The organism is Streptomyces sp. NPDC043685 (assembly GCF_056436585.1).
In genome coordinates, this window is sequence record NZ_JBWKCH010000008.1 from 243,053 (window position 1) to 268,261 (window position 25,209).

At 72.4% G+C, this 25,209-nt stretch carries 27 protein-coding genes and 2 pseudogenes; 10 read left to right on the forward strand and 19 right to left on the reverse strand.

Annotation, left to right across the window (positions count from 1 at the left end; translation table 11 throughout):
• Positions 1-105: 105 nt before the first annotated feature.
• The 3 genes from AC0665_RS26535 to AC0665_RS26545 are packed head-to-tail and all read right to left on the reverse strand — an operon-like array spanning position 106 to position 1,414.
• Positions 106-360 carry a DUF397 domain-containing protein gene (locus AC0665_RS26535; protein ID WP_248501366.1) on the reverse strand — a complete coding sequence of 85 codons (255 nt, stop codon included), beginning with the start codon at positions 358-360 and terminating at the stop codon, positions 106-108.
• Positions 361-1,221 (reverse strand): helix-turn-helix domain-containing protein, encoded by an 861-nt coding sequence (locus tag AC0665_RS26540; RefSeq protein WP_468411101.1) that lies wholly within the window; start codon positions 1,219-1,221, stop codon positions 361-363.
• Positions 1,214-1,414 (reverse strand): hypothetical protein, encoded by a 201-nt coding sequence (locus tag AC0665_RS26545; RefSeq protein ID WP_468411103.1) that lies wholly within the window; start codon positions 1,412-1,414, stop codon positions 1,214-1,216. Before AC0665_RS26545 ends, AC0665_RS26540 begins: the two co-directional genes overlap by 8 nt.
• A gap of 49 nt (positions 1,415-1,463) precedes the next feature.
• On the opposite strand from AC0665_RS26545, the gene AC0665_RS26550 reads away from it, so the two are divergent.
• Positions 1,464-2,162, forward strand: coding sequence for an ATP-binding protein (locus AC0665_RS26550; protein ID WP_478705914.1), 699 nt, complete (start codon positions 1,464-1,466; stop codon positions 2,160-2,162).
• Positions 2,159-2,593 (forward strand): hypothetical protein, encoded by a 435-nt coding sequence (locus AC0665_RS26555; RefSeq protein WP_468411107.1) that lies wholly within the window; start codon positions 2,159-2,161, stop codon positions 2,591-2,593. Before AC0665_RS26550 ends, AC0665_RS26555 begins: the two co-directional genes overlap by 4 nt.
• A 128-nt stretch (positions 2,594-2,721) precedes the next feature.
• On the opposite strand, the gene AC0665_RS26560 is transcribed toward AC0665_RS26555, so the two are convergent.
• The 3 genes and pseudogenes from AC0665_RS26560 to AC0665_RS26570 form a co-directional block, all read right to left on the reverse strand.
• Positions 2,722-2,904 (reverse strand): hypothetical protein, encoded by a 183-nt coding sequence (locus tag AC0665_RS26560; protein ID WP_363120182.1) that lies wholly within the window; start codon positions 2,902-2,904, stop codon positions 2,722-2,724.
• A gap of 155 nt (positions 2,905-3,059) precedes the next feature.
• Positions 3,060-3,770 carry a DUF899 domain-containing protein gene (locus AC0665_RS26565; RefSeq protein WP_478705915.1) on the reverse strand — a complete coding sequence of 237 codons (711 nt, stop codon included), beginning with the start codon at positions 3,768-3,770 and terminating at the stop codon, positions 3,060-3,062.
• A gap of 318 nt (positions 3,771-4,088) precedes the next feature.
• Positions 4,089-4,505, reverse strand: a pseudogene (locus tag AC0665_RS26570) (amidohydrolase family protein); the annotation flags it as partial.
• A gap of 133 nt (positions 4,506-4,638) precedes the next feature.
• Between AC0665_RS26570 and AC0665_RS26575 the strand changes: the two are divergent.
• Positions 4,639-5,591 (forward strand): annotated as a pseudogene (locus AC0665_RS26575) (endonuclease/exonuclease/phosphatase family protein).
• A 57-nt stretch (positions 5,592-5,648) separates the two neighbouring features.
• Here AC0665_RS26575 and AC0665_RS26580 read toward each other — a convergent pair.
• A complete protein-coding gene (locus AC0665_RS26580) occupies positions 5,649-7,544 on the reverse strand; it encodes an FUSC family protein (protein WP_478705916.1) in 1,896 nt (631 codons plus the stop codon).
• 251 nt (positions 7,545-7,795) lie between these two features.
• Here AC0665_RS26580 and AC0665_RS26585 point away from each other — a divergent pair, with 251 nt between their 5' ends.
• On the forward strand, positions 7,796-8,755 hold the full coding sequence (locus tag AC0665_RS26585; RefSeq protein ID WP_478607198.1) for an expansin EXLX1 family cellulose-binding protein: 960 nt from the start codon (positions 7,796-7,798) through the stop codon (positions 8,753-8,755).
• Here the strand turns inward: AC0665_RS26585 and AC0665_RS26590 are convergent.
• Positions 8,742-9,521 carry a nucleotidyltransferase domain-containing protein gene (locus tag AC0665_RS26590; protein ID WP_478607201.1) on the reverse strand — a complete coding sequence of 260 codons (780 nt, stop codon included), beginning with the start codon at positions 9,519-9,521 and terminating at the stop codon, positions 8,742-8,744. The two genes, AC0665_RS26585 and AC0665_RS26590, sit on opposite strands and share 14 nt — an antisense overlap.
• A 142-nt stretch (positions 9,522-9,663) precedes the next feature.
• Between AC0665_RS26590 and AC0665_RS26595 the strand changes: the two genes are divergently transcribed.
• Complete coding sequence (locus AC0665_RS26595) at positions 9,664-10,077, forward strand: RidA family protein (RefSeq protein ID WP_478509953.1); 414 nt, start codon at positions 9,664-9,666, stop codon at positions 10,075-10,077.
• A 16-nt stretch (positions 10,078-10,093) separates the two neighbouring features.
• Here AC0665_RS26595 and AC0665_RS26600 read toward each other — a convergent pair whose 3' ends face one another.
• Both AC0665_RS26600 and AC0665_RS26605 read right to left on the reverse strand, forming a co-directional pair.
• On the reverse strand, positions 10,094-10,816 hold the full coding sequence (locus tag AC0665_RS26600; protein ID WP_468411121.1) for an aspartate/glutamate racemase family protein: 723 nt from the start codon (positions 10,814-10,816) through the stop codon (positions 10,094-10,096).
• Positions 10,817-10,821: 5 nt separating this feature from the next.
• Positions 10,822-12,273: an NCS1 family nucleobase:cation symporter-1 gene (locus AC0665_RS26605; RefSeq protein ID WP_478705917.1), complete on the reverse strand. Its 1,452-nt coding sequence runs from the start codon at positions 12,271-12,273 to the stop codon at positions 10,822-10,824.
• 176 nt (positions 12,274-12,449) lie between these two features.
• Here AC0665_RS26605 and AC0665_RS26610 point away from each other — a divergent pair, with 176 nt between their 5' ends.
• Positions 12,450-13,103: a GntR family transcriptional regulator gene (locus AC0665_RS26610; RefSeq protein ID WP_478705918.1), complete on the forward strand. Its 654-nt coding sequence runs from the start codon at positions 12,450-12,452 to the stop codon at positions 13,101-13,103.
• Between the two features lie 60 nt (positions 13,104-13,163).
• Here the strand turns inward: AC0665_RS26610 and AC0665_RS26615 are convergent, their stop codons facing one another.
• Positions 13,164-13,868, reverse strand: coding sequence for a uracil-DNA glycosylase (locus AC0665_RS26615; RefSeq protein ID WP_363120236.1), 705 nt, complete (start codon positions 13,866-13,868; stop codon positions 13,164-13,166).
• A 160-nt stretch (positions 13,869-14,028) separates the two neighbouring features.
• On the opposite strand from AC0665_RS26615, the gene AC0665_RS26620 reads away from it, so the two are divergent.
• On the forward strand, positions 14,029-14,673 hold the full coding sequence (locus tag AC0665_RS26620; RefSeq protein WP_478705919.1) for an RNA-binding S4 domain-containing protein: 645 nt from the start codon (positions 14,029-14,031) through the stop codon (positions 14,671-14,673).
• Between the two features lie 75 nt (positions 14,674-14,748).
• On the opposite strand, the gene AC0665_RS26625 is transcribed toward AC0665_RS26620, so the two are convergent.
• The 3 genes from AC0665_RS26625 to AC0665_RS26635 all read right to left on the reverse strand — a co-directional run bounded on the left by AC0665_RS26625 (position 14,749) and on the right by AC0665_RS26635 (position 16,239).
• Positions 14,749-15,213: a DoxX family protein gene (locus tag AC0665_RS26625; RefSeq protein ID WP_478607209.1), complete on the reverse strand. Its 465-nt coding sequence runs from the start codon at positions 15,211-15,213 to the stop codon at positions 14,749-14,751.
• A gap of 66 nt (positions 15,214-15,279) precedes the next feature.
• Entirely contained in the window at positions 15,280-15,540 is a 261-nt protein-coding gene (locus AC0665_RS26630) for a hypothetical protein (RefSeq protein WP_478607212.1), read from the reverse strand.
• 18 nt (positions 15,541-15,558) lie between these two features.
• Entirely contained in the window at positions 15,559-16,239 is a 681-nt protein-coding gene (locus AC0665_RS26635) for a class I SAM-dependent methyltransferase (RefSeq protein ID WP_478607215.1), read from the reverse strand.
• A gap of 249 nt (positions 16,240-16,488) precedes the next feature.
• On the opposite strand from AC0665_RS26635, the gene AC0665_RS26640 reads away from it, so the two are divergent.
• A complete protein-coding gene (locus tag AC0665_RS26640; protein WP_478509943.1) occupies positions 16,489-16,752 on the forward strand; it encodes a DUF6343 family protein in 264 nt (87 codons plus the stop codon).
• 19 nt (positions 16,753-16,771) lie between these two features.
• Here AC0665_RS26640 and AC0665_RS26645 read toward each other — a convergent pair whose 3' ends face one another.
• The 4 genes from AC0665_RS26645 to rpsA all read right to left on the reverse strand — a co-directional run bounded on the left by AC0665_RS26645 (position 16,772) and on the right by rpsA (position 20,470).
• Positions 16,772-17,152, reverse strand: a complete 381-nt coding sequence (locus AC0665_RS26645) for a tetratricopeptide repeat protein (protein WP_363120168.1) — start codon at positions 17,150-17,152, stop codon at positions 16,772-16,774.
• 50 nt (positions 17,153-17,202) lie between these two features.
• A complete protein-coding gene (gene coaE / locus AC0665_RS26650; RefSeq protein ID WP_468411135.1) occupies positions 17,203-17,823 on the reverse strand; it encodes a dephospho-CoA kinase in 621 nt (206 codons plus the stop codon).
• 52 nt (positions 17,824-17,875) lie between these two features.
• Positions 17,876-18,814 carry a PAC2 family protein gene (locus AC0665_RS26655; RefSeq protein WP_468411137.1) on the reverse strand — a complete coding sequence of 313 codons (939 nt, stop codon included), beginning with the start codon at positions 18,812-18,814 and terminating at the stop codon, positions 17,876-17,878.
• Between the two features lie 159 nt (positions 18,815-18,973).
• Entirely contained in the window at positions 18,974-20,470 is a 1,497-nt protein-coding gene (rpsA, locus tag AC0665_RS26660) for a 30S ribosomal protein S1 (RefSeq protein WP_142164567.1), read from the reverse strand.
• Between the two features lie 322 nt (positions 20,471-20,792).
• Here rpsA and AC0665_RS26665 point away from each other — a divergent pair, with 322 nt between their 5' ends.
• Positions 20,793-21,647: a class I SAM-dependent methyltransferase gene (locus tag AC0665_RS26665; protein ID WP_468637531.1), complete on the forward strand. Its 855-nt coding sequence runs from the start codon at positions 20,793-20,795 to the stop codon at positions 21,645-21,647.
• Positions 21,648-21,693: 46 nt separating this feature from the next.
• Complete coding sequence (gene hrpB / locus AC0665_RS26670; protein ID WP_478607224.1) at positions 21,694-24,216, forward strand: ATP-dependent helicase HrpB; 2,523 nt, start codon at positions 21,694-21,696, stop codon at positions 24,214-24,216.
• Here hrpB and pgfA read toward each other — a convergent pair.
• Entirely contained in the window at positions 24,206-25,198 is a 993-nt protein-coding gene (gene pgfA / locus AC0665_RS26675; protein WP_478509941.1) for a cell envelope lipid trafficking protein PgfA, read from the reverse strand. The genes hrpB and pgfA overlap by 11 nt on opposite strands.
• Positions 25,199-25,209: the final 11 nt, after the last annotated feature.

Below are 25,209 nucleotides of genomic sequence, written 5' to 3' on the forward strand. Positions count from 1 at the left end.
GCGCAGAGGGTGGTCATTTCAGCACCGGCGATTCAGCGACAACGCGAGGAAGACGAGGGAACGCGAGCAACGTGAGGAAGTCGGGCGACGGCAACGGCGATCAGGTCAGGACAGCAGGAAGTCCGCCTCCCCCGCCTTCGCCCCCTCGATGAAGGCCGTCATCTCGGCCGTGGTGTAGATCAGCGCGGGGCCGTCCGGGTCGGTGGACTGGCGCAGCGCGATCCGGCCGTCGGCGAGTTTCATCGCCTCCAGGCAGTTGCCTCCGTTTCCGCCGCTCCACGGCTTGTGCCAGCCTTCGCTGCCCAAGTCACGCGCGGGCATGCCGTTGTAGACGTGTTTGCGCGGCTTGATGCGATCCATTCACAGCTCCTTGCGGAGATCCCGGAGGATCTCCTTCGTGCGATGTGCCGTAGCGGCCTGCGCCGCCATGCGGTCCATGACCTCCAGGTGGGTGGCCACCTCGGTACGCGCGTCGAGATAGACCGCGCCGGTCAGGTACTCGCTGTAGACCATGTCCGGCAGTTCGGGCATGGCGAATCGGAACAGCACGAACGGCCCGTACGTGCCCGGGTGCGGCCCGTTGGCGAACGGAGCGATCTGCAGCGTCACGTTGGGCATCCCGGTGGCGTCGAGCAGTTTGTCGATCTGGGCCCGCATCACCTCCGGGCCGCCGACCGGGCGCCGCAGCGCGGTCTCGTCCATCACGACCCACAGCCGGGGCGCGTCCTCACGCGTGAGCAGGTCCTGGCGGCGCATCCGCAGCGCGACGTGACGCTCGATGTCCTCGGGCCGGGTCTGGCCGATGGCGCCCGACCGGAGCACCCCGCGCGCGTAGTCCTCGGTCTGGAGCAGCCCGGGGACGAAGTGCGGCTCGTAACTGCGGATGACGCCGGCCGCGCCCTCCAGGCTCACGTACATCGAGAACCAGCCGGGCAGGATGTCGTGGAAGCGCTGCCACCAGCCGGGCCGGTTGGCCTCCTCGGCCAGCCGGACGAAGGCTTCGGCCTCCTCGTCGGAGATTCCGTACGCCTTGAGGAGCAGTTGCAGGTACGGGATTTTGAGCGCGACCTCGGCCATTTCCATCCGGCGGACCGTGGCGGGGGCGACACGGAGGATGCGCGCGGCCTCCTCGCGCTTCATCCCGGCGCGTTCCCTCAGGTCCAACAATCGTCGGCCGAGTACGACCTGGCCGACCGTCGGTGCGGACCGCGGTTCACTCACGCTCCACCTCCATGAAGAGTTCTGACGTGCCGGCCGAAAAGACGCTGACAGCCCGGCGGCGCCATTCGAAGACCTTTTCGAAGAAATGAATCCGAACACGCGTTTCGAACGAACCTTCGAGGATCTCAACTGGCGCCGCGCGGGGTGCTGTTGCGAGCAGTGTGCCACGGCCTTCCAGACCGTCACACAGCACTCTGCAATTTTCAGAGTGACACTTGCCAAGTGTTCACGGCGGGGCGATAGTGGCAAGCGTGATTCCGTCCGCGCCCTTAGGAACAGATGCCGCCGCAGGCCCTTCCGGCCTTGGCGCCGCCGCCGGAGCGGCTCCCCTCGGGGTCGCCGCCGAGCGCCGGTTCCGTTTCGAGCTGGCCGCACATCCCGGCTCTCCCGCCCGGGCCAGACGCCTGACACAGGCCCGGCTGACCGGCTGGTCGGTGTGCGAGGACACGTGCGACAGCGCGGCCCTGGTGGTCTCCGAGCTGGTCACCAACGCCATCGTGCACACGGCGAGCACCCACATAGTGTGCGAGCTGCACGACGGCGACGACCTGGTGCGGATAGCCGTGCGCGACGAGGGCTGCGCCCCGGGCCAGCCCCACGCGGCCAGCCGGACGCGCCCCGAGGAGGAGCACGGGAGGGGACTGCTCCTCGTCGACGCCCTCTGTCACGCCTGGGGCGCCCATGAGGACGGCCCCGGACTGCTGGTCTGGGCCGAGCTGCCCCGCACGGCGGCCGAGCCGCCCGACGAGCCGCTCCGCACGGCCGACGCCCCGGGTGAGCCCGCCGGGCCCCGATCCGACCTGGGCTGGGGCGCCCGCCCGAAGCGTGGCCCTTCCGACGACCCGGACGACGACGGGGACGACACCTCCCGGGCACGCCACCGCACGGGGGCCCCGGAGGTTCCCCCGCAGGAGCGCCGCCACGACCGGGGGCGCGCATGAGCCCTGTGCACTCAGGCCGCGTGCTGACCCTGGACACACTGGTCCGTGTCGGGCGCGGACTGCGGGCGCCCGGCCAGGCCCTGCGCCTGCCCGTGCCCGACGGCATGACCGCCCCGCTCGGCTGCGACGCGGTCGCGGTCCCCGCCCGCGTCGGCCCGCTGGTGATGCCCCGGCTGCCCCGTGTGGGCTGCGTCTACGCCGATGCGACGCACTGGTGGTGGCTGGTTCCGTCGGACTCCGACCACGCCTTGGAGTGGCCCGCCCCGGCGCGCTACGTCACCGGCGCGGTCGTCCCGGACCTGCTCGAGGTCCCCGACCTGATCCACCGCCCCGACGGCACGCTTCCCTACACGCCGCCGATCCCCCTCTACCTGGCCCTGTGCCGCGCCACGGGAACGGCACCGTCCTGGTCCCGCCCGGTCAGCGCGTAGCCACGCCTCACCGAGGAGCCGCCGGCCGCCGGGGGAGCTCTACGCCGAGCCGTACGCGCCCAGGCGGAGCGTTCCACCCCGTGCGCCCGCCCACCGGGGCCGTTCCGGAGGTGGGCCGGGAGCATGCCTCAGGCCGTGGCGTCGGCCACGTCCCCGCTGCGCACGATCACCAGGAACATGTCCGAGGCGAGGTCCATGACGACCTCTGCGGGCAGACCTTCCCGTCGCCGCGCCTGCGCGAACTCCTCCGCAGGCCAGGAGCCGCGCGGCCCACCGGCGGGAAAGCGCTCGAGCACTGTTCGCCCGTTCACCCTGCACCTCCATGTAGCGCTGTACTCGTAGAGTTAAACGCCAACCATGGGGTGAACGGCTCGCGAAGTGACGGTTCTGAGACGTAGTTGACACGCGTTCACCGCTAAGTGTGACCAACCTCTCAGCCTCTTGGCGGATGTGTTCACTTTCCGTATCAGTCGTCGTACTCGTCGTGATACCGGACGCGCTCACTTCCCGCAGGCGCACCAAAGGCCGATGCACGCCCCTTGGGTTCCTCCCACTCCTCCTGCCGGCCCAGTGCGGTGAGGTCGAGAAGACTGGTGGTGGAGCCCAAACCGTCGAGGCCACGCTCATAGGTCGAGTAGGTGTGGAAGACCCGGTCGCGGTCCCGCAGGAAGCAGCTGAGGCCGGGCCGCTCCACAAGCTCGCCCTCGCACTCCAGGGTCACCTCGAAGTCGCGGTTGAAGTCGCTGCCGTACGACGAGTACCAGGGCAGTGTCCAGCCCATCCGGGCCTTGAAGGGCAGCAGCCTCCGGTAGGGGGCCCGGGACACGGCCGCGAACGACGTGTCCCGCGCCGCGAGGTGGGCGAGATGCCCTATTTGGTCCAGGAATCCGGAGCAGCTGCGGCAGCCCGCGTCCCACTCGGGCGCGAACATGAAGTGGTAGACGACGAGCTGGCGCCGGCCCTCGAACAGGTCGAGCAGCGTGGCCTTGTCTCCCCCGAGCGGGGACGTGCCCCCACCGCCCTCGAACACGTACTCCTTGTCGACCTCCACCATGGGCAGATTGCGCCGCTCGGCGTTGAGCGCGTCCCGGGCGCGGGTGGCGGCCTTCTCCTTGAGCAGCAGTTCACCACGCGCCGCGCGCCACTGGCCGCGCGAGACGATCTCCGGAAGCGACATGGGCCCTCCTGTGACAACGGTCCGTCGCCAGTGGTGACCGGCGGGTGGGGCGGAACTCATCGCCGCGCGGGAGAATTTCCGGCGCGTGCGCGCGGGCTCTCAGGTGTCGTAGTGCCGGACGCGCCGGCCGTGGCGGCGGTCGACGAGGGCGGGCAGTCGCTCCTCCGGTTCCCGGACCACCGCCGGGACGTCGATCGTCAACAGTTCCCTGTCGCGTGGTGCGGACGTCGGCGGAGCGGGCGCTGTGCACGAGCGTGGCGGCGAGGTCGTGCACCGGCTGGGTGTACGGGCCGGTGAGGTCGACCAGGACGATGTCGGCATGGCGAAGTAGTGGTCGGCGAAACAGGTGACGCCCGTGCGGATCATCTCGGCGCAGGCCGGCCGCGCCCCCAACTCCACTTCCCCGGCGGTGAGGTTGGACTCGACCGGCCAGACCACGTCGTTGAACCACTCCTCGGTGGGGAGGTCCTCGGCCGGGCCGCGCAGCGCGACCATCGGCGCGTGCGTGTGACAGTCGATCAGGCCGGACAGGGCGACCTGCCCGCAGGCGTCGTTCCGCTCGGCGGCGGGCAGCTCCGCGGCCTCGCCGGTGGTCGTGACCGCCTCGACGGCACCGTCCCGTACGACGATCGCGGCGGCCCGCGTGAAGCCGATCCGCGCTTGATCGTCGTGCGTGAGGACGGTACATGCGCTGATGATGAGGTCGGCGGGACTGTCCGCGGCGGAAGACGTCACCACGCCGACGTACGACGGTGTCGTAGGCGGCACGGGCCGAACCGCGCATCCCGTCACGGCTCTGTCGCGGGGCGGCCCGGGCGCGCACCCTGGCCTCATCACCCCGTCTGTCGGCTTCTGAAAGGAGCCCGGCATGCTCCTCGGCACCTGGAACCTGGAGAACCTCTACCGGCCCGGCGGCCCGTACGGCCCGAGGGACGAGGCCGGCTACGAGGCGAACTCGCCGCGCTCGCCGCCGTCGTCACCGAACTCGATCCGGCCCTTCTCGGGGTGCAGGAGGTCGGGGACCCCGAGGCCCTGAAGGACCTGGCCGGCCTGCTCGACGACGACTGGCACGTCACCCTGTCCGAGCATGCCGACAACCGGGGCATACGCGTCGGGTTCCTGAGCCGTACGGCGGTGACGGTGGTCGCCGACACCCGGGCGTTCCCCGCGGAGCTGCGTCCCGTGCAGGCGGAGGATTCGGGGGTGACGGCGGGGCAGGCGGGGCGGGGTGTCCTGGCGGTCGAGGCCGACGGCGGGAACGGGCCGTTGCGGGTGGCCGTGTGCCATCTGAAGTCGAAGCTGCTGTCGTATCCGAACGGCCGGTTCCACCCACGCGACGAGGGCGAACGGGCCCGTTACGCCGCCTACGCCCTGTACCGGCGGGCGGCCGAGGCGAGCGCCGTGCGCGCCGTCGCGGACGAACTGCTCGACGGTGACGGGCAGGGCCGGGACGTGGCGATACTGGGCGACCTGAACGACGAGGTGCAGGCGGCGACCACGCAGATCCTGCTCGGCCCGCCCGGCTCCGAGATCGGCACGCCGGGCCACGACCGGGGCGACCGGGGCGATGCGACGCGGTTGTGGGACGTGGCCCCGCTCATCCCGCCCGGGCAGCGCTGGTCCCGGGTGAACTCCGGGCGCCGGGAGCTGATCGACCACGTGCTGCTGAGCCACCGCCTGGTGCGCCGGGCGACGGCGGCGGGCACGGGTCTGCCCGGCGAGGGCCCGTCCCCGCTGCCGTCGGTCGGCCCGGACCCGGCGCAGCGCCGGGGCGCTCCCGGGTCGGACCACGCTCCGGTGTGGGTGCGGGTCGGCGCCTGAATCGCCGGTGACGGGGCCCCCAGGGGCGCACGCGGGAGGTCTCGGGCGGCGGTGTCGCTAGCCGGCCAGGGGCGTCCGGGGCGGGCGGCGCAGTCCCACCCGTTCGCCCCGGCCCGCGAGTTCGGCGAGCACGGCCGTGAGGCGTTCCTCGTGGCCGGGCCCGATGCGGCCCGTGTCGTCGAGGTGCACGGCGCAGGCGGTCGTGGTGTCGACGAGGCGTTCCAGGAGGTCGGCCACCTCGTCCGCGCCCTCGGTGTGCCGGGCGAGGGCGGGCAGTTCGTGCGCGGCGAGGGAGATGGCCGAACGGGCCTCGGCCAGGGTGCGATAGGCCTCGCGGCGCAGGGTCCAGCGGGTGGCGCGGTGGTCGGAGGGGGTGCCGGAGGTCCCGATGCGCGGGGCGTCGGCCTCTTCGAGGACGTGCGTGAGGTAGGCATGAGCGGCCTGGCTGGCCGTCGCGAGCCGGGCGCGTACGCCGCCGCCGCGCTGGCCGGGCATCGGCAGGTGGCCGACGATCAGCACGATCGCGCAGGCCAGCAGTGTCTCGCCGATCCGGCCGGCGGAGGCCTGGGCTTCGCCGCCGACCATGACCAGCGCGAGGACGAGGACGGTGGCGACGGCGGTCTGGGCGGCGAAGTGGCGGGTGGCGACGGGGATGAGCGCCCCGCTGAGGGCGACGAGCGCGACGAGCCCGTCCGGGCGGGGCAGGACGGCGGCGAACCCGGCGAAGAGCAGGGCTCCGAGGACGGTGCCGGCGGCCCGGTTCAGCACCCGTGAGGCCAGCGGTCCGAGGTCGGGCTTGACGAGGAACACGGCGGTGGCGGGCAGCCAGTACCAGTGCTCGTGCTGCCCGTACCACTGGCTCCGGTGCAGGGCCTGGGCCACCGCCGCGCTGGCCCCGAAGCAGAGGGCGACGCGCAGTCCGTACTCGCGCCCGGCACTGCCGAGGGCGGCGCGCAGCCGGTCCCCGGCGCCGCGGGGCCGGGTGTGCAGATCGCCGCCCAGGCCCCGGTCGAACACCTCGGCGGCGTGCAGGAGGGCGTCGTCGAGGGCGCGCAGCGCGGGTGCCGATCGGGACGGCGCGGGCAGCGGCCCGGTGGGGGTGTTGCCGCGTACCGCGGCGGCGAGTCGCCGGGGACCCTCACAAGCCCGCTCGGTGACGGCCTCCCCGGCCCAGGCGAGGGCGGTCGCGGCCTCGGCGAGGGGCAGGGCCGCGGCGTACTGCGCGTGCAGCCGCCGCTCGGTGGACGAGGAGGCGTACCGCCGCAGCCGCGGCCCGGCGAGGGCGTCCTGGGCGTGGTCGAGGGCGGCGGTCAGCGCGGCCCGGCGTCGGATGGCGTCCGGTCCGCCGGCGGCGTCGAGCAGCTCGGCGACGGCTTCGTACACGCGGGCGACGGCAGCCCGCTCCCCGTCGAAGCGGAAGTCGCCGGCGAGGGAGCCGGGCGTGGGCAGCACGAGCCGCAGCACGAGCAGCCATCCCGCCCCGGCGAGATAGGCGAGCGCCCGCTCCCAGCCCGGCTCGGGCAGGGGCATTCCGGCGCCGATGGCCGCGCCGACGAGCAGCTGGGTCCCGACGGCGGACGCGACGGGCCCGACGGCGCTCATCCCCCCGGCGACGAGCCCGACGGCCGTGAGCACGACGGTGAGCACGACCGCCCCGGTCCCCTGCCCGGTGTACGTCCCGATCACCAGCCCCACGGCGCCGCCCAGGGCGGGCACTCCGATCCGCTTGACGGAGACGCGCCGGCTCCCGGGCCGGTCGTTGATCCCGGCGAGCATGGCGGCGACGGCGGCGACGACGCCGAGGGAGGTGAGACCGGTCCGCACGGCCACGAGCAGCAGGGGCCCGGCGGACAGGGCCCCCCGCGTCACGGCGCTCCAGGGCACGGGCCCGCGCTGCGTGCGCAGGGCGTGCGCGAGCCAGGGCGGCAGGTGCGGGGCGTTGCGGCGGGACACGGGGCTCCTGTCGTCTCGACGAGGGCGGGGAGGGGCCTTCGGGCGACGGTGGCCGGGGCGGGGTGTGGCTGTCCACGCTGGGCGGGTTCCTGGAGGATAGGCGGCCGGAACGTGCCGGGCGGCTCAAAAGCGGCGTTCTTTATGTACGCAATCAAAAATCGAGCCGCGGCAACCTTTGCGCGGCCGGCGGCCACTGGTGAGGAGTGAGCGCGCGTTCTCCTGAACCACGCAAGGACTCGAAGGACTCATCCGTGGCATCCGCATCGCACCGCCGTCCCTCGCCCAAGCGGCGCGGCGCCCTGGTCTGGGCCGTCGCCGTGGCAGCCGTGGCACTTCTCGTCTCCCTCGTGGTCGCCCTGCGGCCGGGCGGCGCACCGGACACGGTGCGGACGGCTGCCGGGGCGTCGGCCGGCGCCCCGGCAGCCGTCGCCTCGCCGTCGCCCCGCGGATCCACACCGGCGCCGGCGGCGAAGCGCCGCGGGGCCTCCCCCACTCCGAAGCCCTCCACGGCCCCCGCGACGGCGGCCTCGGCGCGGCCCTCCCCCACCGCCACCCGGCCGTCCGCGCCGCGTCCGGCGTCCGGCACGGCGGGCTTGGCCGGCCGGATCAAGCCCGGTGTCACCTACGACGGCGTCGCCACCCACTACGACGCCAAGGACGGTGACGGCGCCTGCCTGTACGGCCCGAGCCCCGATCTGATGGTCGCGGCCATGAACCACACCGACTACGAGACGTCCCGGGCCTGCGGGGCGTACCTCCTCGTCCGCGCGGCGAACGGCGCCTCGGTGACCGTCCGGGTCACCAACGAGTGCCCGCTGCCCTGCGCCCCCGGCCAGCTGGACCTGAGCAAGGAGGCCTTCGCCAAGCTCGCGGGCCTGTCCGCGGGCCGGATACCGGTCACCTGGAGCCTGCTGAGCCCCGGCACGTCCGAGACGCTCTCGATCCGCTACAAGACCGGCTCCAGCAGGCACTGGTGCGGCATCCAGGCGCTGGGCCACCGCAACCCGCTGGCCCGGCTGGAGGTGAGGAAGGGCAGCGGCTGGAGCCCGTTGACGCGTACCGAGTACAACTACTTCCTGTCCCCCGACGGCACCGGCTGCGGCGGCTCCCTCAGGCTCACCGACATCTACGGCGAACAGCTCACCGTCGACGGCATCGCGGTCCGTCCCGACGTCGTCCAGCCGACCCGCGTCCAGTTCACCCGGCGGTGACGGCCTCCACGGCCCGGGTCAGGAGCGTCCCGGCGCCGGTGACGGCCCGGGCGAGGGCGTCCGGGTCGTCCGTGAGGTTGCTTACTACCGTGTCCACCTCCCGCAGCCCCGCCCGTGCCACCAGGCCCTTGTCGTTGGTGACCCACTGCCCGCGCGCCGCGAGCACCGCGTGCGCCGTCTGGGTGGCGGCCAGGGCGATCGCGCCCGCGACCTGGGTGACGGCCCCCTTGGGGGCGTGCCCGGCCGCGGCATAGGCGAGGGTGGCGGTGGCCATGCCGTGCCAGTGCGCCGGGGCGCTCACGCGCAGTGCCGCCGGGTAGGCGCCCGGACGCGGCAGTTCACCGCGCAGCACCTTGTTGATCGCCAGTTCGGCGACGAGCAGGTACGTCGGGATGCCCGCCAGGTGGAACATCAGCGGCTCGACGCGGAAGCGGCCCCGCTCCGCCTCGGCCACCTCGTGCTCCACCACGTCCAGGTCGCGATAGTGGACGTCCACGCGGCGGCCCTCGATCGTCAGCCAGGCCCCTCCGTTGAAGACGCCGCCGCCCCACGCGCCGATCTCGCAGACCTCGCCCTCCCAGCCGACCGCGCGGAGGTCGGCCGGGTCGAAGGCGCCGCGGTAGTAGACCGCCATGTCCCAGTCGCTGTCGGGCCGTTGGGTGCCCTGGGCCCGTGAGCCGCCCAGGGTGACGGCTTCCACGGCCGGCAGGGCGGCGAGGCGGTCGGCGGTGGTGTCGAGGAAGGTGTGGTCCGAGACGGTGGGCACGGTGGGCTCCTGGGCAGCGGGGTCCCGGGAAGCGTAAGGGGGCGGCCTTCTCTGCGGGAAACGAAATACGGGTGCGGGTGCGTGCGGGACCCCTCATGATCGGTGGGTCGTCCTGTCGCCGCCCGCTGATCGGAGACCTCACGTGATCCGCCGCGTCACCGTCCCGAGCCTCTTCCCGCCGCCCGCCTACTCCCATGTGTCCGTCGTGGAGGCGGGCACCCGGCTGGCGTTCCTCGCCGGGTCGGTACCGCTGGGCCCGGACGGCTCGCTCGTCGGGCCCGGGGATCCCGTGCGGCAGGCGGAGCAGGTCATCGACAACCTGCGGGAGCAACTGGCCGCCGTGGGCAGCGATCTGGCGCACGTCGTGGCGACCGACGTGTACGTGGTGAGCGCCGACCCGGCGGTGCTGTCCGCCGTCTGGAGTGTGGTCGAGGCGTCCGGCCTCAGCGCGGGCCCGCACTCCTCGACGCTGATCGGTGTGGCCTGTCTGGGGTACGCGGGACAGTTGGTGGAGATCACGGCGACGGCCGTCGTGCCCGACGAACCGTCCGTCTGAGGGAAGCCGGACCCCGCTACGGCCCCGGGGGCCCGCCCCACACCCTGCGTTTCGGCAGCGGCCCGGCGTAGCTCCCCGCCCGGCTCGTGGTCAGGCCCAGCGCGACCAGCGACTCCGCCAGCTTGACCGCCGCGCCGACCCCGTCCACGACCGGCAGGCCCAGCTTCTCCCCGACCACCCGTTGCAGCCCGGTCATGCCGGCGCACCCCAGCACCAGGACCTCCGCCCCGGCCGCGCGGGCCCGTTCGGCGGCGGCCAGGAACGCCGTCTCGGTCCGTTCCCCGTCGCCGAGGTCGAGCACGTTCAGGCCCGTGCCGACGATCGCGGCGCAGTTGCGGGCCACGCCCGCCGTCTCCAGGCTGTCCTCGATCTGGCCGCGCGAGCGCTCCAGCGTGGTGACGACGCCGTAGCGGCGGCCCAGCAGGCAGGCGAGATGGGCCGCGGCCTCGGTGATGTCGACGACGGGCACGTCTACCAGTTCCCGCACGCCTTCGCGCCCGTGCTCCCCGAACCCCGCCATGACCACCGCGTCGTACGGCGGCCCGTCGTAGGTCCGCAGCGTGTCCAGGACGGCCGCGGCGGACAGGTAGCTGTCGAGCCAGCCCTCCGCCGAGGCCGGTCCCCAGGCGGGGGTCAGTCCCGTCACGGTGGTGCCCGGGCCTGCGGCGGCCCGGGCACCTCGCACGATCTCCTCGGTCATCTCCTGCGTGGTGTTGCAGTTGGTGACGACGATCCGCACGTTGCTCAGACCTCCGCGGTGGCGCGCTCGGAACGGCCCAGGGCGGCGTAGATGCCGGCGGCGAGCGCCGTGCCGATGAACCAGGAGTAGGGGGCCACGTCGCTGAAGGTCTTCACCAGCGCGAGCACCGCGGCGACACCGGCCGCCGGCAGGAACGCCCACAGCGCCTTGGGGTTGACGCCCTTGCGGTAGTGGTAGCGGGCGCCCGGAGAGGCGTCGAAGAGCTCGTCGACGTTCACGCGGCCGCGCTTGACCCAGTAGTAGTCGACCATGATCACGCCGAACAGCGGGCCGAGGAAGGCGCCGAGGCCGCCGAGGAAGTAGTTGACGACGGTCGGGTTGGAGAAGAGGTTCCAGGGGGTGACGAGCAGCGCCGCGACGGTGCTGATCATGCCGCCGACCTTGAACGTGATCTTCTGCGGCCAGACGTTGGCCAGGTCGTACGCCGGCGAGACGAAGTTGGCGACGATGTTGACGCCCATGGTGGCGATGGCGAAGGTCAGCGCGCCCAGCACCAGCACCCAGATGTTGCCGATCTCGGCGACGAGGTAGGCCGGGTCGGTGATCTCCTTGCCGAAGACCTCGAAGGCGCCGGCGGTGACGATGACCGACACGATCACGAAGGCCGTGGAGTTGACGGGCAGGCCCCAGAAGTTGCCGCGCCGGACCGACGTGTAGTCGGGGGCGAAGCGGGAGAAGTCGCAGAAGTTGAGCATGAGCGTGCCGTACGTGGCGAGGACCAGGCCGATCGCACCGAACCACTGGCGCCACTGCTCGCCGACGGAGACCGGGTGCGGGGTGGAGGTGAGCGAGATCGTCCAGCCGGCCTTGGCGAGGATCCACACGGCCAGCGCGATCATGACCAGCCAGATCGCCGGACCGCAGAAGTCCTGGAACTTGCGGACCGATTCCATGCCCCGGCTGATGATGGCCGCCTGGACCAGCCACAGGGCGACGAAGGAGACCCAGCCGAGCGCGTCCAGGCCCAGGAAGGAGTTGTGCGTCCAGGACTCCAGACCGGGCCAGGCCGCCAGCAGCATCACATTGACGGCGACGGAGGCGAGGTAGGTCTGGATGCCGTACCACATGATGGCGATCACGGCTCTGATCAGCGCGGGGATGTTGGCGCCCCAGATACCGAACGCGATCCGGCTGACCACCGGGAAGGGCACGCCGTGGCGCTGGCCGATCTTCCCCATCCAGTTCATGCCGATGTAGATGATCACGAACCCGACGAGCAGGGACGTGAAGATCTGCCAGACGTTCATACCCAGGAAGAGCAGACCGGCCGCGAAGGTGTAGTTGCCGAGGTTGTGGACGTCGGACATCCACATGGCGAAGAGGTCGAAGACCTTCCAGTTGCGCTTCTTGGCGGGCGCGAGGTCTTCGTTGGTGAGCCGGGGATCCGGAACGAACGCCTGGGTTCCGGTGGGTGCGGCACGGTCGGCCAGGGACACGGGGGCCTCCAGAGCAAGGGGACGACGGAGGACTGTTCGAACAGGACTGCGGACGGCCGCCCTGCGAGGTGTTTGGTATACCAAACTGCCTCATGGTCTCGCCGTCAACCGTTCTGACCGATGTCGCCGTCGTTAACGCTGCGTAAAAGACCCCGCGTGTCGACGAAGATGGCTGCATGACGAAGATCGAACCCCTCGGAGCGGTCCGCGAACGCGTCACGGCCGATCTGCGCCAGGAGATCATCGCGGGCAGCCTCCGCCCCGGAGACCGCCTGGTCGAGCGCGAACTGGCGGAGCGTTTCGGTGTCTCGCGCGTGCCGGTCCGGGAGGCGATCCGGGCCCTGGTGGCCGAGGGCTTCGTCCACTTCGAGACCCCCCGCCGCACGGTGGTGCGCCGCCTCACCCCGACCGACGTCAAGGAACTGTTCGAACTGCGAGAGGCCTTGGAGGTCTACGCCGCCGGACTCGCCGCATCCCGCGCGACACGGGAGGACCTGGCCGAGGTCCGGGACCTGATCGACCGCGCGGCCGCCGCCACCGAGGCCGGGGACGCCGAGACGATCACCGACGTCAACAGCCGCCTGCACGACCGGATCGTGGCGATGGCCGGCAACAGTCTGCTGACCGAGGCCCTGGAACCGGTCGCCGGCCGGCTGCGCTGGATGACCCGGCGCAACGAGGAATGGCCCCAGCTCCTCGTGGAGCACCGCGAGTTGTACGAGGCCATCGCCTCGGGCGACCCGGACCGGGCCCGCGCGCACGCGCTGACCCACGTCCGCACCAACTACCGTTCCACGGTCCGCCACCTGTTCGGCGAGGAGGCCTCCTAGGCCGTGTCCGCAAAGTCCCTCCTGCCCCGCGGGCGGACGGAGGGACTCAGCGGACAAGACCTAGCCACTCGCGGTCGGCAGCCCCGCGGCCCGCCCCGCCGTCCGCAGGACGTCACGCAGCATGGCGGGGGTGAGCCGGCCGGTGAAGGTGTTGCGCTGACTGACGTGGAAGCAGCCGAACAGCTCCAGACCGTCGAGGTGGTACCGGGCACCGTGCGAGAAGGCCGGACGCGGCCGGGGCACGGGCCAGCCGGCCTCGGCGAACGCCGGCAGCGCGGCCTGCCAGCCGAAGCCGCCGAGCACGACCGCGGCCCGCAACGTCGGGCGCAGCAGCCGCAGTTCCTGCACGAGCCAGGGGCGGCAGGTGTCCCGTTCCTGCGGGGTGGGCTTGTTCGCGGGTGGGGCGCAGTGCACGGGCGAGGTGACGCGCACGCCGTACAGCTCCAGACCGTCGTGGGCGTGCACGGCGGTCGGCTGGGAGGCGAGGCCCACGTCGTACAGCGCCTCGTAGAGGACGTCCCCGGAGCGGTCGCCGGTGAACATCCGGCCGGTGCGGTTTCCCCCATGGGCGGCGGGGGCGAGTCCGACGATCAGCAGCCGGGCGTCCGCCGGCCCGAACCCGGGGACCGGCCGGCCCCAGTACGTCCAGTCCGCGAAGGCCGCTCGCTTGGCACGGGCCGTCTCCTCACGCCAGGAGACCAGCCGCGGGCAGGCCCGGCAGTCCGCTATACGCCGGTCGAGGAGAGGAAGGCCGCTCGCGTCCATCACTCCACGGTAGGCGCAGACGCGGGTGGCGGTCGTCACCGGGGGCAAGATCGCCGAGCATCGGGGCGGACACTCCGGCGCGGCCACTCAGCGGCCCCTTTGGCAGGAGGGAGGAGATATCCCGTTCGGCAGGGCGGCTCGGAGGACTAAGGTCGGGGACATGGCTTCTCATGGTGCGGAGTACGAAGGGGCGGACGGGACCCCGGATGCGGCGGACCGGACCGAGCCCCTGGCGCCCGAGTCCCTGGCGCCCCAGTCCCCCGAGCCCGCAAGCGGCTCCCGGAACGGCGAGCCGGAGTCCCAGGATCCGAAGGTCGCCGCGGCAATCGCCGCCGCCGAGGCCGCCGGCCCGCCTGGCGGGGGGACCGTCCGCGTGGACAGCTGGATCTGGTCCGTCCGGCTCGTCAAGACCCGCTCGATGGGAGCCACCGCCTGCCGGGGCGGGCACGTGCGCGTCAACGGCGAGCGCGTGAAGCCCGCGCACGCGGTGCGCGTCGGTGACGAGGTGCGGCTGCGGCACGAGGGCCGCGAACGGGTCGTCGTGGTGACGCGGCTGATCCGCAAGCGGGTCGGAGCCCCTGTCGCCGCCCAGTGCTACATCGACAACTCCCCGCCGCCCCCGCCCCGCGAGGCCGTCGCCCCCGCCGGCATCCGCGACCGCGGCGCGGGCCGCCCGACGAAACGCGACCGCCGCGAGCTGGAACGGCTCCGCGGCGCGGGCGGCCCGGGCCCGTACCCCGGTCCTGGCCCCGGCCCGTTCCCCCGTCCTGGCGCCGGGCCCGGCTTCGGCAAGCCCAGGCCCTGACACGGAGCAACACGCCGGCGTCCGGGACGAGCCCATGGCCCTCCCCGGACGCCGCCGCGGTCGTACCCGCCACCGTCAGGCCCGCCGCCTCAGCAGGCGCAGCAGATCGGCGTTGTGGCTCCGCCTCGCCCAGGCGATGAGGGCGAGCGGCACGATCAGGATGAGCGGCGTCGCCGCGTACTGCCCGTCGAAGACGGTCACCTGGACGACGAACGCGCCCACCATCAGCGCGCTCAGCGCCATCGCCGCCACCGACTGGAGCACGGGGACCAACAGGGCGACTCCCCCGGCCAGTTCGAGCACGCCGATCGTGTACATCCCGGCACTTCCCCAGCCGAGCTCCTCGAAGGACTCGACGGCTGAGGCATGCGCGATGAGCTTCGGCAGGGCGCTCGCGATCACGTAGAAGAGGGCCAGCACGACCTGGAGACCGCGCAGCGCGATCCGGGCACGCCGCCCGCGAGCGGCCGGGGACTCCGCGACGACGCCGGTCGGGGCGGACGCGGTGGGGGCGGTGGTGGGAGCGGTGGTCTCGGACATGGAGGTCTCCTGCGGCAAGTGGTCCGTGATGCTGTCGCTGAGATGGACCCTGCCGAGGCGCCGAACTCATCGGTGTCCGTCGCAGTCCACTCGCCTCGTCTCACCGACGCCGTCCCTCAGTGGCTGAGCTGCCGGAGTCTCGTCGGTCAGCGGCACATGCTTCACGAAGACCGGTGTACCGGACACCTCCAGCCGGGCCGATCTCCCTCCGATGCCCGTGCCCAGCGGCACGGCTGCGTCGAGCAGGGCGCGCAGTTCGGCGTCCCCGCACGAGGCGAGGTGCGTCGACACCGAGTCACAGACGGTCGGACGGTCTCCTCCGGTCATCGCCACCCCTCGCGCCGGCTAGCCCCTAGGCACCGCCCTCACCCACATACGATCCGGTGTCAGATACCGGTCCACCACCAGCCCCACCTCCCCCAGCGCCTCCTCGAACTGGTGCTTCGTCAGCGGTCGCGAGCGGAAGGTCTGGGTCCAGACCGCGTCGGGGAACTCGTACTCCGCGTGCACCGAGTGGGCCCCGTCCCCGAGCGGCTCCGAGGACGCGATCCGTACGGTGAAGCCGCCGGGGTCCTTGCGCTCGCGCGGTACGTCGACGTGGTGGTCCTCGCCTTCGCGCTGGATCAGCACGCAGCCGCCCTCAGCGACATGACGTACACACGCGCGCAGGATGCCGCGCCGCACCTCGACGTCTCCCGCGTGCACGAGGAAGGACGCGAGCAGCACCACGTCGAACCGCTCGCCGAGGTCCAGCTCCTCGATCGGGCCGAGTATCGTCCGGGCGCCACGCACGCGCTCCAGCATCGGGGCGGATTCGTCCACCGCCGTGACCGTGAATCCGCGGTCCAGCAGGGCGTGGGTGAGGCGTCCGACGCCACAGCCGAGTTCCAGGATGTGCGCACCCGGGGGCACGGCGGCGGTGATCACATCCGGCTCGTCCCGGACGGGCAACCGCGCGTACAGCTCCACCGCGCAGCCGTCCGGGGTGATGGCGCCGGGTCCCGTCCCCTCGTACCCCTCACGCATTCTCATCTCCATGCCCGTTCAACGGGCCACCCCCGCACACCCGTTCCCGTTTCACCAGTCTTCACCCGATCGAGTGAACGGGGTGAACGGAGCGTCGGCGGCACGGCTCGCAGGCGGACTCCCGGCTCGCCCCTCCCCTTTCCCTTCCCGTCGCACCCCCTTCCCTTCCCGTCTCCCTCCCCCGGTTCCGTCGGCCTTGGTGGACCCCGGTTTCGAGGAGTACGTTGCAAACAGGAGTGGTGATCGACGATGCGTACAGGGAGTGAACCGCGGACCGCGCGCAGTGCCCTGCGGGCGCGTTTCTGGCTGAGCGTGTGGGGGCTGGTCTGGGCGCTCTTCGGGACGGTGGCGTTCGTCGTCGTCGGCCGGACCGGGTGGGCCATCGCCTGCGGTGTGCTGCTGCTGATCGTCGCGATCGACCTGGTCGTCGTCCTGCGGCACATCCGGCAGGGTCCGCACTACCAGCCGGGCCCCGACATCCCGCCCTACCGGCCGCCGGACGATCGCCGCTGACGCGGGAGCGGGCGGCCGGTCACGAGTCGAAGCGCGCGGCCTTCAGGAACTCCGGGTTCGGGTCCAGCGCGGCCGCCAGGCGGAAGTGGCGCTTCGCCTGGTCGGGGTGGCCCTGCCGCTCATACGTACGAGCGAGCGCGAAGTGCGCGAACGCGTTGTCCGGCTCCCGCTCCAGGACGATCTGGAACTCGAGCTCCGCCGGCCTGAGCTGCGCCGCCGCGAAGAAGGCCCGGGCCCGCAGCAGCCGGGCCGCGGTGTTCTCGGGGTGGGTGGCGATGACGCGGTCGAGCAGCTTCACCGCGCCCCGCGGGTCCCGCGCGGCGAGCAGTTGCTCGGCGGCGCGGAAGTCGATGACGTGCGTCTCCGGGGTACGTCCGGTCGAACCGCTGGTCTCGGGCACGGCAGAGTCCTTCCCTCACTGCACGGGTTCAACGCCCGTGGGCGCCGCCGCTATTCCGCGGGAGACGGCCTGGGCGCCCGCGACCTGCGGACGAGCTCGTCCCAGACGTCCTTCACGCGCTGCTCCAGCTCGGCCAGCGGGACGTCGTTGTCGATCACGATGTCGGCGATCTCCCGGCGCTGCTCGCGTGTCGCCTGAGCGGCCATCCGCGCGCGGGCGTCCTCCTCGCGCATGCCGCGCAGCCGTACGAGCCGGTCGAGCTGCGTCTCGGGCGCCACGTCGACGACGATCACCAGGTCGTAGAGCGGCGCCAGGCCGTTCTCCGTGAGGAGCGGGACGTCGTGGATCACCACGGCGTCCCCGGCGGCGGCCTCCTCCAGCTCTCGGGAGCGGGCACCGACCAGGGGGTGGACGATCGCGTTGAGGGTCGCGAGCTTGTCCGCGTCGGAGAAGACGACCGCGCCGAGGCGGGGCCGGTCCAGGCTGCCGTCGGCGGCGAGGACCTCCTCACCGAAGGCCTCGACGACGGAGGCGAGCCCCGGCGTCCCCGGTGCGACGACCTCCCGCGCGATGCGGTCCGCGTCGATCAGCACGGCCCCGTGTGCGACGAGCAGCCGTGACACCTCGCTTTTGCCGGCACCGATGCCACCGGTCAGGCCCACCTTCAGCATGCCCGCAGCTTAGGCCCTGTCGCTGACAGGGCCCTCGGCCGGCCCCCGGGGATCAGTTGTCGCCTTCTCGTTCCGCCAGGAACTTCTCGAACTCCTGGCCGATCTCGTCCGCCGACGGAATGTCCACCGGCTCGGCGAGCATGTTGCCCCGGGTCTCGGCACCCGCGACGGCGTCGTACTGGTGCTCGAGGCCGTCGATGAGCGCGGTGAGGTCCTCGTCGCCCTCGCGGATCTGCCGGTCGATCTCCGTCTGGGTGCGGTGGGCCTCCGAGCGCAGCGCGTGGGCGATGCCGGGCAGGACAAGGCCGGTCGCCGCCGTGATGGCCTCCAGCACCGTCAGGGCCGCGTCCGGGTACGGGGAGCGGGCGATGTAGTGCGGGACGTGGGCGGCGACGCCCAGGACGTCGTGCCCGGCCTGGAGCAGGCGGTACTCGATGAGGGACTCGGCGCTGCCAGGCACCTGCGCCTCCTCGAACGGGCTCGGGTGGCCCGGGACGAGGTCGGTGCGGTTGCCGTGCGGGGTGAGGCCGACCGGGCGGGTGTGCGGGACACCCATGGGGATGCCGTGGAAGTTCACGGAGAGGCGGACGCCGAGCCGCTCCACGATCTGCTTCACGGCGGCGGCGAAGCGCTCCCACTCCACGTCCGGCTCGGGGCCGGACAGCAGCAGGAAGGGCGCGCCGGTCGCGTCCTGCACGAGCCGCACCTCCAGGGCGGGGTCCTCGTAGTCGGTCCAGCGGTCGCGCTTGAACGTCAGCAGCGGGCGGCGCGCGCGATAGTCCACGAGCCGGTCGTGGTCGAAGCGGGCGACGACCTGGTGGGGCAGGGAGCCGAGCACCCGGTCGACGATCTGGTCGCCCGTCTCGCCCGCGTCGATGTATCCGTCGAAGTGGTAGAGCATGACAAGTCCGGCCGACTCCTGGGCGAGCGCCATGTCGACGACGGCCAGGCCCTTCGGCTCCCATGCGTACAAACCCTGCGGATCAAGCACAGTGACCGCTCCTCCTCGTGTTCACACCGGACAACGCCGTTGCGGGGCTGGGCATTCCCCCGGGAGGAGATTCATGATCTTGACGGGCACGACCGAGGGGCCGCACCCCGAAAGGTACGGCCCCTCAAGCCTTCAACTGCCCTCAGCTAGAAGCCGACGTCAGCTCTGGCCACCGGCCAGCTTCTCGCGCAGCGCGGCGAGCGCCTCGTCCGAGGCCAGCGCACCGGAGTTGTCCGGGCCCTCGGAGGAGTACGAACCGCCACCACCGGACGCGGCCGGAGCGGCGGCCTCGCCACCCTCGGCAGCGGCCTTCTCGTCCGCCTCGCGGGACTTGATGACCTGCGCCTGGTGCTGCTCGAAGCGCTGCTGCGCCTCGGCGTACTGGGTCTCCCACGCCTCGCGCTGGGTCTCGTAGCCCTCGAGCCAGTCGTTGGTCTCGGGGTCGAAGCCCTCGGGGTAGATGTAGTTGCCCTGGTCGTCGTACGACGCGGCCATGCCGTAGAGCGTCGGGTCGAACTCGACCGAGGCCGGGTCCGAGCCGAAGGACTCGTTGGCCTGCTTCAGCGAGAGGCTGATGCGACGGCGCTCGAGGTCGATGTCGATGACCTTGACGAAGATCTCGTCGTTGACCTGGACGACCTGCTCCGGGATCTCCACGTGGCGCTCGGCCAGCTCGGAGATGTGGACCAGACCCTCGATGCCCTCGTCCACGCGGACGAACGCACCGAACGGAACCAGCTTCGTGACCTTGCCGGGCACGACCTGGCCGATCTGGTGGGTGCGGGCGAACTGCTGCCACGGGTCTTCCTGGGTCGCCTTCAGCGACAGGGAGACACGCTCGCGGTCCATGTCGACGTCGAGGACCTCGACGGTGACTTCCTGGCCGACCTCGACAACCTCGGAGGGGTGGTCGATGTGCTTCCAGGAGAGCTCCGAGACGTGCACCAGGCCGTCGACGCCACCCAGGTCCACGAAGGCACCGAAGTTGACGATCGAGGAGACGACGCCGGAACGGACCTGACCCTTCTGGAGGGTCGTGAGGAACGTCTGGCGGACCTCGGACTGGGTCTGCTCCAGCCAGGCACGGCGGGACAGGACCACGTTGTTGCGGTTCTTGTCCAGCTCGATGATCTTGGCCTCGAGCTCCTTGCCCACGTAGGGCTGGAGGTCGCGGACACGGCGCATCTCGACGAGGGAAGCCGGCAGGAAGCCACGGAGGCCGATGTCGAGGATGAGACCACCCTTGACGACCTCGATGACGGTACCGGTGACGATGCCGTCCTCTTCCTTGATCTTCTCGATGGTGCCCCAGGCGCGCTCGTACTGGGCGCGCTTCTTCGAGAGGATCAGGCGGCCTTCCTTGTCCTCCTTCTGGAGAACAAGGGCTTCGATCTCGTCACCGACGGCGACGACCTCGTTGGGGTCGACGTCGTGCTTGATCGAGAGCTCGCGGCTCGGGATGACACCTTCGGTCTTGTAACCGATGTCGAGCAGGACCTCGTCCCGGTCGACCTTCACGATGACGCCGTCGACGATGTCGCCGTCGTTGAAGTACTTGATCGTCTCGTCGATCGCGGCGAGGAAAGCTTCCTCGTTACCGATGTCGTTGACCGCTACCTGCGGAGTGGTAGAGGTGGTCTCGGTGCTGCTCGTCATGTGGGAAAGGGCTCCGGTACGGACAGTGAGTCGTAGGTACTGCTTACGCCGGGAGCCCGTTTCGCTCTGAAGAAGCCGGACAGCCAAGGAAGCGCCACACAAAACCACTGGTGGCGCCTCGACAACCGAGGGGACATACAACAGATGCGAGCGCGACCTGCTACGTCTGAGGTGCGCAGGCCCGCAGCGCAACTTGTAGCATACGGGGGCAGCCGGGCAGGGTCAATGCGCGAAGCCGCCCACGCGGGGCGGATCGCCGCATACCCGGCACAAATCCTGTCGCCCGAGGCCACGCAGGCCGCAGGACGCCTCCTTTGTGCCGGTGTCGGGACCGGCTGGACGGAAGAGTACGACGAGGGAGCCGATCATCCAAGAGTCCGAAGCGTCCGAACCCGAGGCCACCCGGCGCGATGCCGATGTCACGGAGAGCTCCCGGGCCAATCGTGGCTGGTGGGACCGCAACGCGGACGAGTACCAGATCGAGCACGGCACGTTCCTCGGTGACGACCGCTTCGTGTGGGGCCCCGAGGGACTGGACGAGGTGGAGGCCGAACTGCTCGGGCCGGCGGAGGGCCTGAAGGGCCGGGACGTGCTGGAGATCGGCGCCGGCGCCGCCCAGTGCTCGCGCTGGCTTACTGCCCAGGGCGCGCGTCCGGTCGCCCTGGACATCTCGCACCGTCAGCTCCAGCACGCGCTGCGCATCGGCGGTTCCTTCCCCCTGGTGTGCGCCGACGCCGGCGCGCTCCCCTTCGCGGACGGCTCGTTCGACCTGGCCTGCTCGGCGTACGGGGCGCTGCCGTTCGTCGCCGATCCGCGCCAGGTCATGCGGGAGGTGCGCCGGGTGCTGCGCCCCGGGGGCCGCCTGGTCTTCTCGGTGACGCATCCGATCCGCTGGGCCTTCCCGGACGAGCCGGGGCCGGAGGGCCTGTCGGTGTCGGCCTCCTACTTCGACCGCACTCCCTATGTCGAGCAGGACGACGAGGGCCGTGCGGTCTACGTCGAGCACCACCGCACCCTGGGCGACCGCGTCCGGGACGTCGTGGCGTCGGGCTTCCGCCTGGTCGACCTGGTGGAGCCGGAGTGGCCCGCCTGGAACACGTCCGAGTGGGGCGGCTGGTCTCCGCTGCGCGGGAACCTGATCCCGGGGACCGCGATCTTCGTCTGCGAGCGGGACTGAGGCACGCGCGCGTGGTGCCTCCCGCCGGGCGTACGACACTGAGGGCGTGATCCGTTACGACGCCCTGGACTCCCTGCCCGTACGCGGCGCCCTGCCCGCCCTGGAGGACGCCGTGGAGGGGCACGGCACCGCCGTCCTCGTGGCGCCGCCGGGCACCGGCAAGACCACCCTGGTGCCGCTGGCGCTGGCGGGTCTGCTGGGGGAGCGGCCCGAGCGGCGGGTGATCGTGGCCGAGCCGCGGCGGATCGCGGCCCGGGCGGCGGCGCGCCGGATGGCCTGGCTGCTGGGCGAGGAGCCCGGCGGGAGCGTCGGCTACACCGTGCGCGGTGAGCGGGTCGTCGGGCGGCACACGCGCGTGGAGGTCGTCACGACCGGGGTGCTGGTGCAGCGGCTCCAGCGGGACCAGGAGCTGGCCGGCACGGACGTGGTGGTGCTCGACGAGTGCCACGAGCGGCACCTGGACGCGGACACGGCGGCGGCGTTCCTGTGGGACGTCCGGCAGGCGCTCAGGCCCGAGCTGCGGCTGGTGGCGGCCTCGGCGACGACCGACGCGCAGGGGTGGGCGCGGCTCCTGGGCGGGGCGCCGGTGGTCGAGGCGCGGGGGGCGGCACATCCGGTCGAGACGGTGTGGGTACCGCCGGTGCGTCCGGTACGGCCGCCGCACGGGATGCGGGTCGACCCCGCGCTGCTGACGCATGTGGCGTCCGTAGTCCGGCGGGCGCTGGCCGAGCGGGACGGGGACGTGCTGTGTTTCCTGCCGGGCGTGGGCGAGATCGCCCGGGTCGCCGGGCAGCTCGGGGGGCTCGGTGACGTCGAGGTGCTCCAGGTGCACGGGCGGGCTCCGGCGGCCGTGCAGGACGCGGTGCTGGCGCCCGGGCGGCGGCGCCGGGTCGTGCTGGCCACGTCGGTCGCCGAGTCGTCCCTGACGGTGCCGGGGGTGCGGGTCGTCGTGGACTCGGGGCTGGCGCGCGAGCCGCGGGTGGACCACGCGCGCGGGCTCAGCGCCCTGACGACCGTACGGGCCTCGCAGGCGGCCGGGCGGCAGCGGGCGGGGCGGGCCGGGCGTGAGGCGCCCGGGGTCGTGTACCGCTGCTGGGCGGAGGCCGAGGACGCGCGTCTGCCGCGGTATCCGTCGCCGGAGATCAAGGTGGCCGACCTGACGGCGTTCGCGCTCCAGGTGGCGTGCTGGGGGGATCCTGACGCGTCCGGGCTGGCGCTGCTGGACGGGCCGCCCGCCGGGGCCATGGCGGCGGCCCGGGATGTCCTGACGGCGGTGGGGGCGGTGGACTTTGCCGGGCGGGCCACCGAGCGGGGGGTCCGGCTGAGCCGGGTGGGGGTGCACCCCCGGCTGGGGCGGGCGCTGCTCGACTCCGTCCCGTTCCTGGGGGCCGAGGGGGCCGCGGAGGTCGTGGCGCTGCTCAGCGAGGAGGCTCCGCGGGAGTACGGCGACGATCTGGCCGGTGCCTTGCGCCGGGCCCGGCGCGGGGGCGACGCCTATGGCGCGCGGTGGCGCAGTGAGGTGCGGCGGCTGCGGGCCGCCGTCTCCGGTGTCGCCGGCACGGCGGAGGCGGGAGCCGAGGGGCCGGAGAGCCGGACCGAGGAACAGCGGGTCGGGCTCGTCGCCGCTCTCGCCTTTCCCGAACGGGTCGCCAGGGCCGAGGGCGGGTCGTATCTCATGGTGTCCGGGACCCGGGCGGAGGCCGCTGACGGGAGCGCGCTGCGCGGTTCCCCCTGGATCGCTGTCGCCCTGGCCGACCGGCCCGTCGGCAAGGGGCACGCGCGCGTGCAGCTGGGCGCCGCCGTCGACGAGGGGACGGCCCGGTTCGCGGCGGGCGCCTTGCTGGAGAAACGGGAGGAGGTCGGGTGGGACGGCGGGGACGTCGTGGCCCGCAGGGTGGAGCGGCTCGGGGCCGTGGAGCTCGCCGTACGGGCGTGGAAGGACCCCGGCCCCGGGCTGGTGCGCGACGCGCTGCTCGACGGGCTGCGGCGGGAGGGATTCGAGCTGCTGCGCTGGTCGGCGGAGGCCGGTGTCCTGCGGCAGCGGCTCGCGTTCCTGCGCCTGCATCTCGGGGAGCCGTGGCCCGACGTGTCCGACGAGGCGCTGCACGCGCGCGTGGAGGAGTGGCTGGAGCCGGAGCTCGGCCGGGCGCGGCGGCGGGCCGATCTGGCGCGCATCGACGCCGGGCAGGGACTCGCCCGGTTGCTGCCCTGGGCCTCCGGTGAGGCCGGGCGGCTCGACGAGCTGGCGCCGGAGCGGATGACCGTGCCGAGCGGGTCGAAGGTCCGCATCGACTACTCCCGGCCCGAGCAGCCCGTGCTCGCGGTGAAGTTGCAGGAGATGTTCGGGCTCCAGGAGTCGCCCCGGGTCGCCGGGGTGCCGCTGCTGGTGCATCTGCTGTCCCCGGCCGGGCGCCCGGCCGCCGTCACCGCCGATCTCGCCTCGTTCTGGCGGGACGGCTACAAGGGCGTGCGGGCGGAGCTGCGGGGGCGGTATCCGAAGCATCCGTGGCCCGAGGACCCGGCGGCCGCCGAGCCGACCCGGCACACCAACGCGCGGCTCAGGCGCTGACGGACGACGGCTCCTCGGCCGCTGTGGAGGCCGGGCCGGCGGAGCGGCGGCCGCGGACCTCCAGGTACAGCGCGAGGGCCAGGAGCAGGACGCCGAGGGCCAGGAAGCCCCACGGCAGGTACGACGTCATCAGCAGGACGAGCAGGCGCTGGGACTTCACCAGGTCGACCGTGTGCGCGATGTAGTCCTCGCGCATCTTCACGTGGCCGGCGAAGGCGGTCACCTTGTCGCGGTCGCCAAGGAGGGCGCCGCCGCGCAGTTCCTCCCGGTGGATCTCCTCGCCGTACACGGGGGCGCCGGTGAGGGGCTCGACCCAGAATGTGCGGACCGTGGTGTACCAGCGGGTGGTGCCCGTCTCGGCGACCGCCTCGGGGGTGAGGCCCTCGACGGGCAGGGTCTTGGGGATCTTCACCTCGGTCCAGGGGATGGTCTGCTCGAAGGAGTAGACCTCCAGGCCGCGGAAGTTCCGGGTGCCCTTGTAGGCGATGGGCGCGGTGACGCGGGCCTGGGCGTCGAAGTACTCGTAGTCCCGCTTCTCCGTGAGGAAGGGCCACTTGAACTCGATGCCCCGGCGGCGCACCGGGTCGCCGTCGACCGACTCGCCGGTGGCGTGGACGGGGTCCTGGGTGTGGGCGTCGAAGATGTAGCGCTCGGGGATCTTGGACACCATGGTGCCGTCGGGGCCGACGACGTAGGACAGGCCGTCCCAGACGACGACGTCCCGGCCGGCCGACTCCTCGATCCGCTCGGACGCCTCCACATCGCCCTTGAGGGTCTGCACGATGGTGACCTTGGAGACCTTCTTGGCCCGCATCGTGCCGTAGTCGAGGAGGGTGGCGTCCTTCGCCTCCAGGACCATGTCCTGGTAATGGTTGGCGGGGACCTTGGCGAGGCGCGGGAAGGCGTACCAGCGCAGCAGCGGGGACAGGGCCGTGAAGAACACGGCGAGGGCGAGCAGGACCAGGCTTGCCTTGCGGCGCATCTCGGCCTCCC

Excerpts from the sequence above, each read along its gene's own strand:
- AC0665_RS26620 (WP_478705919.1), top strand. The coding sequence starts at position 14,029 with ATGGCTTCTCATGGTGCGGAGTACGAAGGGGCGGACGGGACCCCGGAT.
- AC0665_RS26565 (WP_478705915.1), bottom strand. The coding sequence starts at position 3,770 with ATGTCGCTTCCGGAGATCGTCTCGCGCGGCCAGTGGCGCGCGGCGCGT.
- coaE (WP_468411135.1), bottom strand. The coding sequence starts at position 17,823 with ATGCTGAAGGTGGGCCTGACCGGTGGCATCGGTGCCGGCAAAAGCGAG.
- pgfA (WP_478509941.1), bottom strand. The coding sequence starts at position 25,198 with ATGCGCCGCAAGGCAAGCCTGGTCCTGCTCGCCCTCGCCGTGTTCTTC.
- rpsA (WP_142164567.1), bottom strand. The coding sequence starts at position 20,470 with ATGACGAGCAGCACCGAGACCACCTCTACCACTCCGCAGGTAGCGGTC.
- AC0665_RS26640 (WP_478509943.1), top strand. The coding sequence starts at position 16,489 with ATGCGTACAGGGAGTGAACCGCGGACCGCGCGCAGTGCCCTGCGGGCG.
- AC0665_RS26615 (WP_363120236.1), bottom strand. The coding sequence starts at position 13,868 with ATGGACGCGAGCGGCCTTCCTCTCCTCGACCGGCGTATAGCGGACTGC.
- AC0665_RS26635 (WP_478607215.1), bottom strand. The coding sequence starts at position 16,239 with ATGCGTGAGGGGTACGAGGGGACGGGACCCGGCGCCATCACCCCGGAC.
- AC0665_RS26625 (WP_478607209.1), bottom strand. The coding sequence starts at position 15,213 with ATGTCCGAGACCACCGCTCCCACCACCGCCCCCACCGCGTCCGCCCCG.
- AC0665_RS26610 (WP_478705918.1), top strand. The coding sequence starts at position 12,450 with ATGACGAAGATCGAACCCCTCGGAGCGGTCCGCGAACGCGTCACGGCC.
- AC0665_RS26535 (WP_248501366.1), bottom strand. The coding sequence starts at position 360 with ATGGATCGCATCAAGCCGCGCAAACACGTCTACAACGGCATGCCCGCG.
- AC0665_RS26555 (WP_468411107.1), top strand. The coding sequence starts at position 2,159 with ATGAGCCCTGTGCACTCAGGCCGCGTGCTGACCCTGGACACACTGGTC.
- AC0665_RS26630 (WP_478607212.1), bottom strand. The coding sequence starts at position 15,540 with ATGACCGGAGGAGACCGTCCGACCGTCTGTGACTCGGTGTCGACGCAC.